At 39.2% G+C, this 14,919-nt stretch carries 16 protein-coding genes; 8 read left to right on the top strand and 8 right to left on the bottom strand.

Annotated features, from left to right (window positions below):
• Positions 1-648: 648 nt before the first annotated feature.
• The 6 genes from V7L20_RS02810 to V7L20_RS02785 form a co-directional block, all read right to left on the bottom strand.
• Complete coding sequence (locus V7L20_RS02810; RefSeq protein WP_334742607.1) at positions 649-900, bottom strand: hypothetical protein; 252 nt, start codon at positions 898-900, stop codon at positions 649-651.
• Positions 901-905: 5 nt separating this feature from the next.
• A complete protein-coding gene (locus V7L20_RS02805; protein WP_334742606.1) occupies positions 906-1,028 on the bottom strand; it encodes a hypothetical protein in 123 nt (40 codons plus the stop codon).
• Positions 1,029-1,174: 146 nt separating this feature from the next.
• Positions 1,175-1,477, bottom strand: coding sequence for a PIN domain-containing protein (locus tag V7L20_RS02800; protein ID WP_334742609.1), 303 nt, complete (start codon positions 1,475-1,477; stop codon positions 1,175-1,177).
• 95 nt (positions 1,478-1,572) lie between these two features.
• On the bottom strand, positions 1,573-1,932 hold the full coding sequence (locus tag V7L20_RS02795) for a CopG family transcriptional regulator (protein ID WP_334742605.1): 360 nt from the start codon (positions 1,930-1,932) through the stop codon (positions 1,573-1,575).
• 122 nt (positions 1,933-2,054) lie between these two features.
• The gene (locus V7L20_RS02790; protein ID WP_334742608.1) at positions 2,055-2,255 is read right to left on the bottom strand and encodes a type II toxin-antitoxin system HicA family toxin; all 201 of its coding nucleotides are present in this window, start codon (positions 2,253-2,255) and stop codon (positions 2,055-2,057) included.
• An 18-nt stretch (positions 2,256-2,273) separates the two neighbouring features.
• Positions 2,274-2,492, bottom strand: coding sequence for a type II toxin-antitoxin system HicB family antitoxin (locus V7L20_RS02785; RefSeq protein ID WP_334742604.1), 219 nt, complete (start codon positions 2,490-2,492; stop codon positions 2,274-2,276).
• Between the two features lie 92 nt (positions 2,493-2,584).
• Here V7L20_RS02785 and V7L20_RS02780 point away from each other — a divergent pair, with 92 nt between their 5' ends.
• Positions 2,585-2,782, top strand: coding sequence for a DUF4926 domain-containing protein (locus V7L20_RS02780; RefSeq protein WP_334742603.1), 198 nt, complete (start codon positions 2,585-2,587; stop codon positions 2,780-2,782).
• Positions 2,783-2,942: 160 nt separating this feature from the next.
• Here V7L20_RS02780 and V7L20_RS02775 read toward each other — a convergent pair whose 3' ends face one another.
• Entirely contained in the window at positions 2,943-3,815 is an 873-nt protein-coding gene (locus V7L20_RS02775; protein ID WP_334742602.1) for a serine/threonine protein kinase, read from the bottom strand.
• 76 nt (positions 3,816-3,891) lie between these two features.
• Here V7L20_RS02775 and V7L20_RS02770 point away from each other — a divergent pair, with 76 nt between their 5' ends.
• Positions 3,892-4,212, top strand: coding sequence for a hypothetical protein (locus tag V7L20_RS02770; protein WP_334742601.1), 321 nt, complete (start codon positions 3,892-3,894; stop codon positions 4,210-4,212).
• Between the two features lie 126 nt (positions 4,213-4,338).
• Here the strand turns inward: V7L20_RS02770 and V7L20_RS02765 are convergent, their stop codons facing one another.
• The gene (locus V7L20_RS02765) at positions 4,339-6,552 is read right to left on the bottom strand and encodes a phosphoketolase (protein ID WP_334742600.1); all 2,214 of its coding nucleotides are present in this window, start codon (positions 6,550-6,552) and stop codon (positions 4,339-4,341) included.
• 187 nt (positions 6,553-6,739) lie between these two features.
• Here V7L20_RS02765 and V7L20_RS02760 point away from each other — a divergent pair, with 187 nt between their 5' ends.
• The 6 genes from V7L20_RS02760 (at position 6,740) to V7L20_RS02735 (ending at position 14,913) form a co-directional block, all read left to right on the top strand.
• Complete coding sequence (locus V7L20_RS02760; protein ID WP_334742599.1) at positions 6,740-8,125, top strand: cytochrome P450; 1,386 nt, start codon at positions 6,740-6,742, stop codon at positions 8,123-8,125.
• Between the two features lie 476 nt (positions 8,126-8,601).
• A complete protein-coding gene (locus V7L20_RS02755; protein ID WP_334742598.1) occupies positions 8,602-9,978 on the top strand; it encodes a cytochrome P450 in 1,377 nt (458 codons plus the stop codon).
• A 98-nt stretch (positions 9,979-10,076) separates the two neighbouring features.
• Positions 10,077-10,835, top strand: a complete 759-nt coding sequence (locus V7L20_RS02750; protein ID WP_334742597.1) for an LmeA family phospholipid-binding protein — start codon at positions 10,077-10,079, stop codon at positions 10,833-10,835.
• A gap of 105 nt (positions 10,836-10,940) precedes the next feature.
• Positions 10,941-12,635 (top strand): beta-carotene ketolase CrtO, encoded by a 1,695-nt coding sequence (crtO, locus tag V7L20_RS02745; protein WP_334742596.1) that lies wholly within the window; start codon positions 10,941-10,943, stop codon positions 12,633-12,635.
• 545 nt (positions 12,636-13,180) lie between these two features.
• Positions 13,181-13,924 carry a tetratricopeptide repeat protein gene (locus V7L20_RS02740; RefSeq protein WP_334742595.1) on the top strand — a complete coding sequence of 248 codons (744 nt, stop codon included), beginning with the start codon at positions 13,181-13,183 and terminating at the stop codon, positions 13,922-13,924.
• A gap of 80 nt (positions 13,925-14,004) precedes the next feature.
• On the top strand, positions 14,005-14,913 hold the full coding sequence (locus tag V7L20_RS02735) for an SDR family oxidoreductase (RefSeq protein ID WP_334742594.1): 909 nt from the start codon (positions 14,005-14,007) through the stop codon (positions 14,911-14,913).
• The last annotated feature ends 6 nt before the right edge of the window (positions 14,914-14,919 follow it).

Here is a 14,919-nt window from a genome sequence, read left to right as displayed (position 1 = left end):
CGTTGACTTCACTCCGGCTATTAGCCAATAGTCTTGACACTCCCCAGCCTGACTAAGTTTCGCTTCGCTCACTTAGTCGTAAAGGCTGGGGATTCGACTAAGTTAGGAATTAAATCATAGCGACGTTATAATTGCACATCGATTTGAGAGTAAGTATTTTTGTAGCGGTTTGATACTTGACTAAATCGTTGTAGCCATTAATGATAATTACAGCAACAATTGGGACTAAAGCAACAGAAAATATTAAAAGCCCCATATTTTTAGATAATTTCCATCAGATACTTACTTTATATCCAGCAAAATTTGTGTAGATATAAAGATGAGTCTACTTTCAGCAAGTTGGCTTCGTCGCCTGTAAAATTAGTTACGCAATTGCACTGAGCTTGATGAGTTGTAAGGTTTTTTAAATAACCACAGAGGCACAGAGAAGCCAGTGTGTTGGGCGGGTTCCCCGACTTGTTCGCTCTTAGCGTTCCCGTTCGCGCAGCGTCTCCGTCAGGAGAAGGGTAGCAACTGGCGCAACACAGAGAGAAAGAAACATAGAGAACTAATTTACAACAATTCAAAATTGTTCGTGAACTCTATCATCTATCTTTTCTCTGTGTACTCTGCGCCTCTGCGGTTGATTAAGAAGTATAACTAGATAAATTACCTATGAATCTGAATAAATAGGGAATAACCACTAACAGCAAAAATAAATAGGATAGCAGCAGGAATAATTACTACATCCCTGACAATAAATAAAATCCAATCTTTTCTTAGTTCTTGTTTGAACTTGATTTCTCGTAGTTTTCGCTCAAGTTCAGCATCTTCTTGGGACTGCAAGTTGACAGTTGAGATAATTAGTGGATTGTCACCTTTGCTGGCAATTATTTTTGATAAATCTGTTTTATCTGTCATACTGTTTAGATACCAATAATTTCAGTTTCAAGATTTTGGTTATTATCTGCAACCCAGATATGCCTGCCTTTTTGCTTGGCTTCTACGGCTACTTCTAGGAGTGCGTAGGCGTAGCCAGCCGTAAGCATCGCTTTTAGAAGTACCTCAGCATTATCTCCATTAATCTGTTGTGCCAGATTGTTTAGTGTCTCATAAACTTATGGTGATAAATCTAAATTTATTTTAATTCGTTGGGTTTTTATTTGTGCAGTCATTTCTATTTTATTTAATATTTTTAAGGTAAAATCCAGTTTTCCAACTGTAAATTAGAAATGCGGCTGTAATGACAAGTATTGTTTGTTACCAAAATGTAATTTTCTGCAACTGCAACACTAGCAATTAGTAAATTAAATTCAGCAATTATTTGTCCTATTCTACGGAGTTCTGCCTTTAATTCACCATACTTTTTGAGAGCAGGAATAGTTAAAGGTACAACGAGTAAGTTTTGAATAAATTCTTCTGCACGATTTAAATTTTCCACTACTCGATGAGAGTTATAAGCACCAAAATACAACTCAGCAACTGTGATACTGCAAATACAAATTTGCTCGCATCATATTTTTCTAACTTTAGTTCTGACTGAATTAATATCTTTAATCCAATAAATGCAAGTATCAGTATCAAGTAAATAAGTCATAGACTAATGTCATTATTAGAAATAGTACGGCTATCGTAAATATCTTTGACTATTTCCTCAGCAGTACGTTCATCTTCCCAAGGGCCAAGCCTTTCCATAAACGTATCTAGTGGATGCGGTTTTGGCTGCTGTTCAGATGAGAGGATGATTTCATCCACTATCAATTGATTTGCTTCTGGAACTCCTAATTTTTTGGTTTCCTCTTTAGCTATAACCATGATTTGCATCAAGGTTATAGCCTGACGCAGAATATCACTTTTACTTACGCCTATTTTCTTTGCTAGTTCGTCTAATATCTGATTAAGTTCAGGTGACAAATCTAAGTTTAAGCGAACCATTTTTTGAGTGTTAGTCATGGTTCTATCCTTGTGTAAAATCTTAAGTACATTATAGTTGGTTGAGGCTGTAAGATTAACAGCGATGATTCAAGAATTTCATAAGATTATTCTGACTAATATAATGATGCTTGTATCTGAGTTCATTTGTTTTCGAGGAATTCATCAACTGTAATTCCTACCTGTCGAATCAAACTTCTGAGTAACCCAGGTGCTAATTCCCGATGATTGGGAACTGATAAAGTTGGTTTTGATTCACACCAAAATATCATGTGGCTTCCTGTTTGGTGATCTAATATATAACCAAACTTTTCAAAAATCTTGACAGCTTCTTTACCAGAGATATTTGATAAACGTCCCGTTTATACTACAACTTCGCTGATAAACACTTGCGATTCTTTAAAAATATAAGGTTTGCCATGTTTATCTTGGACATGGAGATATCCAGTAATAGCATCTTTAATATTTTCAATTGCCTCATCTAGTGTTTTGCCTTGACTCACACAGCCTGGAAGTTCAGGAACCTCAGCAATATAGCCTTCATATTCTGAATCAAAGGTAAATATTACTTGAAATTTCATAATAAGTTAATCTTGTATAGTTGAGGTCTAAAATAAATATAACGCTCAAATCCTAAGTTTGTTACTTTATACCCATTGAAACAGAGAGAAGAATGATTCAAGTACTTGATAGGGTTATTCTGACTAGTGATCTCCCAGAATATAGTTTAGAAGAGGGTGATATAGGTACAGTTGTTTTAGTACATCAGGGTGGCAAAGGATATGAGGTTGAATTTGTCACATTAGATGGGGAAACTGTGGCAATTGTTTCACTCTACAGTATACAAGTACGTCCAATCAGTAGAAGATAAATTGCGCGATCGCGGCTGATAAATTAATGGGAACAGTGCGATCACACTTCCTCAACTTGTCTTATTTAACGCTTTACAACTGAAGTCGTGGCTATCCTAATAAAACCTGCCTTTGCAGGTTTTTAAAAGTAAAATATTGCTCAATTTTACCAATTATTAATTACTGTTTTAATTTGCTTGCCTGTGATATTTCACACCAAAAATCGAGGGCTGTTTGGGTTCTGTCATCAACGTGTCTACGTAGCGCTTTTGCTATCGCGTACTTATATGGTGAAGAGAGCCTTTCTGCTAATTTGCGTGGCTTTCCTGCCAATATTTCTTTATCCGTAAAATGTGGAATATCTCCAATTAATAAACTTAATAACAATAAGCCTGTGTGGTATATGTCTACCTGTCGTCCAATCCTCCCATATTCTTCGGGAGCAAGAAATTCCGGAGGCAGCATCCATTCTGCAAGTATGGTATTAAAAATATTAATATCATTTTCTAATCTACTTATTCCTAAGTCTCCAATTTTGAACATAAAAACTGGCTCTTTATTTGGAATTAACCTATCGTGCATCGATGACACAAAAACATTTCCAGGATGGATATCTTTGTGAACGTAACCAGCGCCGTGCATAAAGTCAATTCCACATAATAGCTCTCGTGCAAGGCATGGTAATAAAATCTCACCTGCTAAATCTGGCATCTCAAGCAAATCTTTAAGTGTACAATGACAACGCTCTATAATTAGGTAAAAAGTATTACGATACTCAAAGGCGTCATATATATAAGTAATATTTGGATGCCGTAGGTGTACTAGCTTATTTAACTCTTCTGACCACTCTTGGTGAACCTGCTCATAAGTACGGTTTTGAGGCACAAGAACTTTAGCTACTAGTTCATTTTCCCACTCATCTTGACATTCGTATACCAAGCCAAAGGAACCTTGTCCTAGACTTTCACCAATTAAGTATCTTTGATTAATAATATCTCCAGGTTGAGGAGGGCGAAAAAACTTTAGTAGCTGGAATTTTTGGCGATTAATCATTGTGGCTTTAGCCTCATTATTAAAACCCCTATAATAGCAAATACCACCCAAGAAATCACTTTGGTGGGTGTATCACATGATACTATATCTATTTAGCTTTAATGTACTAACCCGATCGCACTTTTCCTCAAGTCTTCACAGCCAAGCTGTAGTTTCCCTACGCTTCCAGATAAAAATATCACCCTTCGTCCTAGCTCAAAAATCAAGTTTTGCGACTTGTAAACCAGCTTTTGCGACTCGTAAACTAACTTTTGCGACTCGTAAACCAGCTTTTGTGACTCGTAAACCAGCTTTTGTGACTCGTAAACCAGCTTTTGTGACTTGTAAACCAGCTTTTGCGACTCGTAAACCAGCTTTTGCGACTCGTAAACCAGCTTTTGTCAAGGAATTTCAGTAAATTTACCTCTACTTCTCCTGTCTGCTAAGTTCTCTGAAATAAAAAAACGCAAATATACGCATTGCAACGCAATCTTTCAGCGTTTATAACCGTATATTTGCGATAAAAAGAGAAACAATTCCAGCCTTAATGCACTAACTCGATCGCACGTTTCGTCAACGCCTCAGCAGTCAATCCATTAAACGCCATCAACTCGCCAGCACTAGCTGTAGTTTCGCCACGCTTCCAAGCAAAGGTATCGCGCTTCACTGTACTCCGTAACAAAATTGGTTCCAGTACTGACGCAGCACCACCAGTCACAGCAATTAGCGCATCACCATCAAATAATTCCGCAAATTTTGCATCATCCAAGAAACCGCCATCAGGTTCAGAACAAGTATCCCACGCGGTATCATGGCTACGATACAATTGCCGAGGGTTAATAACAGAAATAATCTTGGCACCAATACCTTCAGTTTCCAAGAAAGCAGCAGCTTCAAATACTGGCATTAATGTCATATCGCCAATCACAGCAAATACAACTTGTTTATCACCAGCAATTTCATGTAATAGCACCGCACCATCGCGCAACCCTTGACGAGTTTGTTCTAAAGTGGTGCGAATTGGCAATGGTGACTTACTAGCTGTAATCACAATTCCCTTATTCTTAGTTTTCAACGCCCAGTCATAACAGGCTTGAATACTGTTAGCATCGGGGGGAAATAATGGGAAAACATTGCCATTTCGCATCAACGAAGCAAAGTAAGCTTCAATTTCGGGACGTTGGTGAGTCCAACCGTTGCGCCCTTGCTCTAATGCGCCAGCTGTGAATAAAGTAATAGTCGAGGGTGTGGGACGCCGCAATTCTGCCATTGCTTGGATAACAGTTTGCCAAATTGGTAATCCGTTAATAGCAAAAGATTCGTAAGAACACCACAAAGTTCTCGCACCCATTAACGCCAAACCCGCAGCTAAACCTGCACAAGCATCTTCACTCAAAGGTTCATAAACTTGTCCATTTGGTGCTTGGTTATATAAGTCGTCGGTTGTGGGGTGGATAATCTTTAATGCTTGATTAATGTTGGCAATTCCAGATGCTTCGTTACCATCGGCGTTGGTAACAAGGAAATTCTGATCTTTATTTCCTACGATTCCGACTAATCGTCCCATTGCGGTTGTGGAAACTTTATGTTCACCACCGACTGCATATTCTTCTAAAGGTAATTTGCCTAAATCTGGTAATGAGAATTCAAATTCTGTTACTACTGTTTTTGCTGCTGGACCTCCGCCAGCACGTTCTGCATTTGTTCTGACTAATTGCCAAGCCTCAGCTGATAAAGCACGGGTTTGCAATGCACTAATAATATGCGGCGCATTTAGCGTATCTTTGGGATAGAGGTTGTGAGATTTTGCGCCTCGTGCGTGGACTCCTGCACCTTTGAGTTGTTTAATAATGAAAACGGTAAGTTTACCACCAAGGGCCGATCGCGCTGCTTTATCTACACCAGAAAGTACTGCTTGAGTAAATTCTAGCCGTTTCTCGAAAGAAAAAGCGGTACTATCAACGTAATCCCCTGGCTGATTTTGATCATCGAAATCCTTGGCATCAATTAACACGACTTCATCAAAACCGTTACCTTGCCAATATGCTTGCATTTGCTCATTGGTTTTGAGGGAAACCATGCTGTGGTGTTCTTGGCTGTAACCGTTCCACACCAACACTGGTAAGAAGTTGGTGACAGCAGGATAAGCAGTATGGAAGTGAGCGATCGCACTTACAATATAAGGCTCACCCAATCCCCCATCCCCAACTGTAAAGGGAAATAACTTATCTTTGTGTAACAGTGCAGCTGCCATTGCAAAGTGTTGCCCTTGTCCCAAAGGCCCCGCAGGTGCGAGAATACCAGGAATGTAACCGGAAAGGTGTCCTAATAGTCCGTGCTTTTCTCGGAAGCGATCGCGCAATTGTTGGACTGTAAAAATTCCCATGTCTTCTAGGGAACGATCCAAGAACATGGCACAATAAAATCCAGGGGCGTGGTGTCCTACTTCAGTGAGAATGTTCTTGTATCCCAGCATGACAAGAGATGCGTAAGCTTCTGCTTGGCTGGCGAATCCGCCGGGATGCCCAGAAGCTTTAGTAGCAGTAACTTGTAAAGTTAGGTAGCGGAGGGCATCAGCAGCAAGTAAAGTTTGATATACTGCATTCGGTTCTGTGGGTGATGCGATCGCTATTTTGCCCGACTCAATAGCAGGTGTTGCACCATAAGTTTCAAAATCTGGTAAAGCTTCACCAAAATATTGAATTCCCTCAGAAAAATTGGGAAGCGCTGAGGATGCCTTTGGGGAGATTGCAGTCATGCTGGGTACCTTTTGACGATTAGATAAAACTGTAGATGCTCGTTGAATTTAACAAAAATTTTACATCTTTGAGGTTGTAACAGTTTATTGCTTTTTTACAACGTTAGAATAAGTACTTTAAATAGTTACGCAACTAAAATTTCAGTTAGTTTAAGTAGCAGAAAAATATTAAGTAGCAAAAAAATTTATGAAATTACCAAATGGGCCGCAAATCTCACCCCTTGCACAGATGGTGCGCTGGATTGCTAATCCGATGTCATTTATGGAAACTTGTGCCAAAAGTTATGGCGATATTTTTACTATCAGGTTAGACAAAAATCTTCCTCCTTTGGTAATGGTCAGCAACCCCCAAGCGTTACAGCAAATTTTGACAAATGATACCAAGGCATTGGAAGCGCCTGGTGATTTGAATCAGGTGTTTGAATCTTTGGTGGGGAAGCATTCTGTATTTACTCTCAGCGGCGCAGAACACCAGCGCCAACGCCAGTTGTTAATGCCTCCCTTTCACGGCGAAAGAATGCGAAACTATAGCCAGGTGATTACCGATGTTACCCAGAAAGTTATCAGCCAATACCAGATAGGCAAACCCTTCAATATTCGGTCTGCTACTCAAGCCATTACCCTGCGGGTGATTATGCAAGCTGTGTTTGGGCTACATGAAGGGACTCGCGCCGAAAAACTACAGCAATTTTTGGGTGAGCTTTTAGAAAAGGCTAGTTCTCGGTTACTTGTGGCTTTGCTTTATTTCCCCACTTTGCAAAGGGATTTTGGTCCGATTAACTTCTGGGGAAAACATATCCGCCGTCAGCAGGAAGCTGACCAACTCATCTATGAGGAAATTCGGGAACGTCGAGAACAACCACATTCATCAGGCACAGATATTCTCAGCTTACTCATGGCTGCTAGAGATGAAGTAGGTCAACCCATGACTGATGAAGAGTTGCGCGATGAATTGATGACTCTGTTAGCTGCCGGTCATGAAACCACAGCTACAGCCCTAGCATGGGCATTATACTGGATTTACAAACTACCATCAGTGCGCCAAAAGCTACTGCAAGAATTAGATAGCTTGGGCGATGACCCAGATCCCAGCATCATTTTCAAGTTACCCTATCTCAACGCTGTTTGCTCCGAGACATTACGCATTTACCCAGTAGGTATGCTTACCTTTCCTAGAAAAGTAGTAAGAACACCCCTATCGTTGGGTGGTTACGAACTAGAACCGGGTACAGTCCTACTTGGTTCTATTTATTTGACTCATCAGAGGGAAGATATTTACCCAGAACCTAAGCAGTTTAAGCCAGAACGCTTTTTAGAACGGCAATTTTCTGCCTATGAGTATTTGCCCTTTGGCGGTGGTGCAAGACGTTGTATTGGTCTAGCATTTGCCCAGTTGGAAATGAAGCTAGCACTTGCTCAAATTCTTTCTAGTAAAGAATTAGAACTAGTTAATAAAGGTGAAGTGCGACCAAAACGCCGTGGTTTGGTGACAGGCCCAGATCGTCCGATTGAAATGGTTGTTACGAGTCAACGTCAGGTGAAGTCTCCCATTCTACAGACAACCACTGTTTGATGCTGGGGGGTCTGATTGTTGCGTTCAGCAAACTAACAAGATTTATCTATATATTTAGATAGATTTTCAATGCTTTTAAATAATCTCCCATAGTCCTCTTTTAAGGAGGTTTATGGGGGATTTTAATATACTACAAGTGTAAAAAATGAATTTCAAGGCTGAATATACACACTAATACAATAAATTTTAATCTTACTGAAAGACGTAATTTTAGGGGGATATATTCCAATATACTTAAATAAGTTTTGTCTATAAATTCCTCTAAAAATTATAAAAAATATTATTGTAAACTTAATAGTAATGATTTGCCAGAATGGTTAACTTAGTGGTACATTAAATCCCAAATATCCCGCCAAACTATTAAAAAGGCTTGCGATAATTCCTTCTTTAGAAAGGAAGTTAAAGATAATCAAGATTGACCTCAAGCGGATTGGATTATTTGTAGCTTATTAAATTATAAAGGTATGGAATAAACAATGGAAACACTTAATAGTCTAAGCACACCAGCGTTGCTGCAAACTCTGCAATTAATTGCTAAACCTACAAAAACTTTAGAAAATTATGCCGCCAAGTATGGTGGCATTTTCACAATGCGAGTAATGGGTTTAAAGTCGCCACCAATAGTATTTTTTAGCCATCCCCAAGCAATTAGCGATTGTTTTGCCATCTCTGCACACAAGTTAGATTTTAAGAAAGCAACCCATATATTTAAACCCTTGTTTGGAGAGAATTCTCTGGTATTTCAAGAAGGGCGATCGCACCAACAACAACGGCAGCTATTACTCCCAGCATTTCATGGCGAAAATTTAAATTCTTATGGACAAACAATTTGCCAAATTACTGAAGAGCTTACACAAAGTTGGACATTAGGTATAGATATTTGTATACACAAATTAATGTTAGATATCACTTTAGAAATTATCTTACAAGTGGTATTTGGTATTACTCATGGTGCGCGTTACCAAGAATTGAAAGAAAAATTGAGTTCTTTGTTAGAAGACGTAACTAAACCTTGGTATTCTAGCTTGTTTTTCTTTCCTTTGCTGCAACAAGATTTAGGTGCATGGAGTCCTTGGGGAATTTTCTTAAAAAGACGAGAGCAAATTGACAAACTCATCTATGCAGAAATTTCTGAAAGACGTAGCCAAAAAGATGCTGTGCGTACAGATATTCTCAGTCTGCTGATGTCAACGCGTGACATAAATGGGCAACAAATGACAGATGAGGAATTACGCGATCACCTAGTTTCATTATTGCTATTGGGTTACGAAACTACATCTGGTGTATTAGCTTGGATATTTTATTTAATTCACTCTCACCCAGAGGTTAAACATCGGCTAATGCAAGAACTAAACACTTTAGATGATCTCACAAATCCTGAAAAAATTACACAATTACCTTACCTCACCGCCGTCTGTCAAGAAACACTGCGAATTCATCCTATTGCTTTAATTTGCACACCGCGAATGGTAAAAGATAGAGTGGAAATTATGGGGCATAAATTTACATCAGAAACAGTTTTAGTTCCCTGTATTTATTTAGCACATCGCCGAACGGACACTTACCCAGAACCAGAAAAGTTTCGTCCAGAAAGATTCCTCAACCAAAAATTTTCCCCTTATGAATATTTACCCTTTGGTGGCAGTTATCGCGGTTGCATTGGTGGCGCATTTTCTATGTATGAATTAAAATTAGTAACAGCCATAATCTTATCGCATTTTCAACTAAGTCTTACTGATAAACGTCCAGTGCATCCAGTCCGTCGTGGGATTACGATTGTCCCTAGCGGTGGTGTAAAAATGGTTGTTACCAAAAAGGCAAGAATTAAAAGAGAAACAATATCTTTTACTTGATTACTCAAACCTCTGATTATATATCGCAATGTAGATTCGCTTGTTATTATCTAGCCTTTACAGTAAGTAGTAAGAGAATATCTAGGAGATACTAACTCATGCAAGACGAACATAATTTAGAAGAAAAAGTTCTATCTCAGGGCGCTGAAATGATGGTATCCCAAGGGTTAGATGAAGCAGAAAAAATAGACATAAATGTACAAACTGATTTATTCAAAATACTTCAGGGACAAGCGGATGGAGTTTCGTTTGCAGGTGAAGGATTGGTTATACAAGAAGACATTCGCATACAGGAAATAAAACTGCAAACAGATAGTATTGACATCAATCCTTTCAGCGCTCTTTTTGGTCAAATAGAACTTAATGAGGCTGTAAATGCCATTGCTCGTATTGTACTCACAGAAGTGGATATGAACCGCACCTTGGCATCAGACTATGTTAACAGCCAGATGCAAAACTTTGATTTTGATGTAGATGGCGAGATTGTAAGTTTTAAGCCGCAAAAAATTCAGGTATTTTTACCTGGTGAAGGCAAAATTGAATGTAGGGGAAGATTGCTGTTAAAGGAAAAGGGAAATACTCGTCCTTTAGCCTACACTGCGGTGCTTCGTCCACGGACTCATTCACAACCCGCGATGCTGGAGAGTTTTAACTGCACCGAGGGAGAAGGTGTTTCAGTAGAATTAGTTACAGCATTAATGCAGAAAGTCAAAGAACTGATGAAATTACCATCTTTGAAATGGGAAGATATGGCGTTCAAGATTAAAGATATGAAAGTAGAAAAGGGTAGTTTGACACTTTTGATAGAAACTCAAGTAAAGCAGATACCATCATCACTAACTGAACTATCTCTTTAGTAGTATTGACATTAGTTAAGGATAATTTTTGTAACTAGGGAATGATGTAAATTTTTGAAAAGTTTTATAAGCTTTTAAAAGATACTTAATTTCAGAATTACAATTATGCAAGAGTATGATATTGTGCTGATCGGTGCTGGACACAATGGACTAGTTTGTGCAGCTTATTTGCTGAAAGCTGGCTATAGCGTTCTGTTACTAGAAAAGCGTTCTGTTCCAGGTGGTGCAGCAACAACTGAAGAATGTTTACCCCAAGAAGCTCCGGGATTTAAATTTAATTTGTGTGCTATTGACCATGAATTTATTCACTTGGGGCCAGTTGTTGAGGAATTAGAACTAAAAAAATACGGCTTGCATTATCTGGAGTGCGATCCAGTTGTTTTCTGTCCTCATCCTGATGGCAAGTATTTCTTAGGACATAAGTCGGTGGAAAAGACTTGTGCAGAAATCGCCCGTTACAATGAACGTGATGCCAAAAAATACGCGGAATTTGTAGACTTTTGGCAGCGAGCGTTAGGTGCAATGATTCCCATGTTTAATGCACCGCCAAAATCTGTTATAGACATCCTTGGTAACTACGACATCACCAAAATAAAAGATTTAGTTTCAGTTATTGGTTCCCCTAACAAAACGCTGGACTTCATTCGCACGATGTTAACCAGCGCTGAAGATTTACTTAATGAGTGGTTTGATGAAGAATTTCTAAAAGCACCATTAGCTAGACTAGCAGCAGAACTTGGTGCGCCGCCATCACAAAAAACCCTTGCCATTGGTGCAATTATGATGGCAATGCGTCATAATCCAGGGATGGCCAGACCGCGTGGGGGAACAGGCGCACTTGTGCAAGCTTTGGTGAATTTAGTCACAAGTAAAGGTGGCGTTATTCTCACAGACCAGCATGTTGAAAAAGTTTTAGTTGATGATGGAAAAGCTGTAGGCGTGCGGGTTGCTGGTGGTAAAGAATATCGCGCTAAACATGGGGTTATCTCTAATATTGATGCCAAGCGGTTGTTCTTACAAATGACAGAAAAAAGCGATGTTAATGCAGCCGACCCAGAGTTATGGGAAAGATTAGAACGCCGCATCGTTAACAATAACGAAACCATCCTCAAAATAGATTTGGCTTTAGACGAACCATTGCGCTTTCCACACCACGCTCACAAAGACGAATATCTTGTTGGTTCTATCTTGATTGCTGATTCTGTAGCTCATGTAGAACAGGCTCATAGCAAATGTACTTTGGGAGAGATTCCTGATGCTGACCCATCAATGTATTTGGTGATGCCTAGCTATTTAGATCCCACATTAGCACCACCAGGTAAGCACACTGTATGGATTGAGTTTTTTGCCCCTTATCAAATTGCTGGTGCAGAAGGTACTGGTTTAAAAGGTACTGGTTGGACAGATGAATTGAAAAACAAAGTTGCAGATAGGGTGATTGACAAATTAGCAGACTATGCACCCAATGTCAAAGATGCAACTATCGCCCGTCGGGTAGAAAGTCCAGCCGAATTAGGAGAAAGATTAGGTGCATACAAAGGTAATTATTATCATGTTGACATGACTCTTGATCAGATGATATTTTTCCGTCCCTTGCCAGAAATAGCCAATTACAAAACACCAATTGATAATCTATTTTTGACTGGTGCAGGGACTCATCCAGGTGGTTCAATTTCGGGAATGCCAGGACGCAATTGTGCGCGGGCATTTTTGCAGGCGAAACATCCCATTAGCCAAACTTTGAAAGATGCACGCGATTCGATTAAGTCAACTGTCGAGTCAGTGTTTGGGATTAGTTAAGCATTGCATAGACAAAGTATATTATCACCAAGGCATACATTTAATAGACTTTTTGTAAAGGTCAAAAATAGATGTATGCCTAATTCAAGGCACAAACATCACTAATCCTTAATTATTTAACCCACAGCAGTCGAAGTATGTCGTACCACTTCGTGGAAGCAAGCTACGCGCAGCGTCTCAGAGAGAAGTGCAGGCTACGCCGAAGCAACCTATATATAGCACTCCTATTTGATTCGCTCTCCACCGAGAGGCTCAGATCCCCGGCTTGTTCAAGAAGTCGGGGATCTTTTTGTTTGTAACTCCTGCACGGATTGCTATAGCAACACAAATTCTTGTTTTTTGAGTGCAATAGGCTCTAAGCAATTGCTTTATGTGTATTTAATATGATAATGTAACATACGCTTGAGTTTGATAAGCTTATATGCATCATCAAGAAAGTTATTTTATAGAATAAAAGGAAATTAATGGGTAAAAAGTAGTGTATTTTGATAATACTCAGAAAACAAACAGTTTTAACATCATCTTATAAGTTTTGTAGGTACAGCATGGTTTTTCGGCGCTGCTTGGTTACATCTGGCTTGATAGTTTTCTTCGCATTTGGCTGTAGTGGTGGGGCAAACTCATCAATAGAAAATACTACAAAAGTTGTGCAAGAAAATAATTTAACCCAGCTTTTGATAGAAGCGAAGACTACCCAAAAAGCAGAAGATTTCTTTGCTCAAGGTAATAATTTATTAGATAGACAACATTACGAAGATGCAATAAAAGCATACGACAAAGCGATCGCTATTAAAGTTGAGAGTCCTGAAGCTTGGATTAACCGTGGCATAGCCTTAACATCGTTGCAACGTTACCAAGATGCGATCGCATCTTACGATAGAGCGATCGCTATCCAACCCGACAAATATGAAGCCTGGTATAATCGTGGCATAGCCTTAACATCGTTGCAACGCTACAAAGATGCTATTGCATCTTACGACAAAGCGCTCGCTATCCAACCCGACAAGTATGAAGCCTTAATCAACCGAGGCATTGCTCTGACAAAACTACACCGCTACCAAGATGCGATCGCGTCTTACAATAGAGCGATTGCCATCAAGCAAGATTTGCACCAAGCATATTACAACAAAGCTTGCTCTTATGCTTTACAAAGCAATCTCGAATTAACAATTGAGAATTTAGATAAAGCAATCGAGTTTGTTCCTAATAAATATAAAAAATTAGCCAAAACTGACCCAGATTTTAGCAAAGTGCGTAATACAAAGCAGTTTCAGGAATTACTGCAATAGTATTTTGTAACCAGTACTCAGTGTAGAATGTCAGCTTATTATAGCAAGAAAATTTTCTCTTGAGCGGTTTCCAATTAAACATGAAAAAATTGTTAATCACCGGAGCAAGTGGTTTTTTAGGGTGGCATCTTTGCCAGCTTGTAAAACAAGAATGGGAAATTTATGGCACTTATTTTTCTCATTGTCTAGAGATTCCTGGCATCAAAATGCTAAAAGTCAACTTAACAGATTTTCAAGAATTGCAGCATATCTTTAGTGATATCAAACCAACAGCAGTTATTCATACAGCCGCCCAATCGCAACCAAATTTTTGTCAAATCCACCCTGAAGAATCGCACGCAATTAATGTTATAGTATCCTGCAATATTGCCGGACTTTGTGCAGATAATTCTATTCCTTGTGCTTTTACCTCAACCGACTTAGTTTTTGATGGTTTAAATGCTCCCTATCGAGAAACAGATGCCGTGTGTCCTGTCAATCTTTACGGTGAGCAAAAAGTCATGGCGGAAGCAGGTATGATAGAAAGATATCCCATGACAGCAGTGTGTCGGATGCCGTTAATGTTTGGTGCAGAAACACCCACAGCGAAAAGCTTTATTCAGCCATTTATTCAAACTTTACAAGCAGAAAAAGAACTAAATTTATTTATTGATGAATTTCGCACCCCAGTAAGTGGAACAACTGCTGCCAAAGGACTTTTATTAGCGTTAGAAAAAGTTAACGGCATCATTCACTTAGGTGGAACAGAGCGGATTTCGCGTTATGATTTTGGGCTGCTATTAGTTGAAGTATTCCAACTTCCTGCCACCAAGCTCAAATCCTGCCGCCAACAAGATGTGAAAATGGCAGCGCCTAGACCAGCAGATGTTTCTTTAGATAGTTCCCAAGCTTTTGCATTGGGGTATCAGCCTTTATCTGTAAAGGAAGAATTAGAGGAGTTAGAAATTAAGACTCCTAACTGTACAGACGCGATTAATCGCGTCTTTTAACTCCTC

The organism is Nostoc sp. (genome assembly GCF_036916735.1).
Lineage (GTDB): Bacteria > Cyanobacteriota > Cyanobacteriia > Cyanobacteriales > Nostocaceae > Nostoc.
This window is presented reverse-complemented; position numbering and strand designations above follow the sequence as displayed.

What these genes read in the sequence shown, in the direction of transcription:
- V7L20_RS02810 (WP_334742607.1), bottom strand. Translation starts at nt 900, where the DNA reads ATGACAGATAAAACAGATTTATCAAAAATAATTGCCAGCAAAGGTGAC.
- V7L20_RS02805 (WP_334742606.1), bottom strand. Translation starts at nt 1,028, where the DNA reads ATGCTTACGGCTGGCTACGCCTACGCACTCCTAGAAGTAGCCGTAGAA.
- V7L20_RS02795 (WP_334742605.1), bottom strand. Translation starts at nt 1,932, where the DNA reads ATGACTAACACTCAAAAAATGGTTCGCTTAAACTTAGATTTGTCACCT.
- V7L20_RS02785 (WP_334742604.1), bottom strand. Translation starts at nt 2,492, where the DNA reads ATGAAATTTCAAGTAATATTTACCTTTGATTCAGAATATGAAGGCTAT.
- V7L20_RS02780 (WP_334742603.1), top strand. Translation starts at nt 2,585, where the DNA reads ATGATTCAAGTACTTGATAGGGTTATTCTGACTAGTGATCTCCCAGAA.
- V7L20_RS02775 (WP_334742602.1), bottom strand. Translation starts at nt 3,815, where the DNA reads ATGATTAATCGCCAAAAATTCCAGCTACTAAAGTTTTTTCGCCCTCCT.
- V7L20_RS02770 (WP_334742601.1), top strand. Translation starts at nt 3,892, where the DNA reads ATGATACTATATCTATTTAGCTTTAATGTACTAACCCGATCGCACTTT.
- V7L20_RS02765 (WP_334742600.1), bottom strand. Translation starts at nt 6,552, where the DNA reads ATGACTGCAATCTCCCCAAAGGCATCCTCAGCGCTTCCCAATTTTTCT.
- V7L20_RS02760 (WP_334742599.1), top strand. Translation starts at nt 6,740, where the DNA reads ATGAAATTACCAAATGGGCCGCAAATCTCACCCCTTGCACAGATGGTG.
- V7L20_RS02755 (WP_334742598.1), top strand. Translation starts at nt 8,602, where the DNA reads ATGGAAACACTTAATAGTCTAAGCACACCAGCGTTGCTGCAAACTCTG.
- V7L20_RS02750 (WP_334742597.1), top strand. Translation starts at nt 10,077, where the DNA reads ATGCAAGACGAACATAATTTAGAAGAAAAAGTTCTATCTCAGGGCGCT.
- crtO (WP_334742596.1), top strand. Translation starts at nt 10,941, where the DNA reads ATGCAAGAGTATGATATTGTGCTGATCGGTGCTGGACACAATGGACTA.
- V7L20_RS02740 (WP_334742595.1), top strand. Translation starts at nt 13,181, where the DNA reads ATGGTTTTTCGGCGCTGCTTGGTTACATCTGGCTTGATAGTTTTCTTC.
- V7L20_RS02735 (WP_334742594.1), top strand. Translation starts at nt 14,005, where the DNA reads ATGAAAAAATTGTTAATCACCGGAGCAAGTGGTTTTTTAGGGTGGCAT.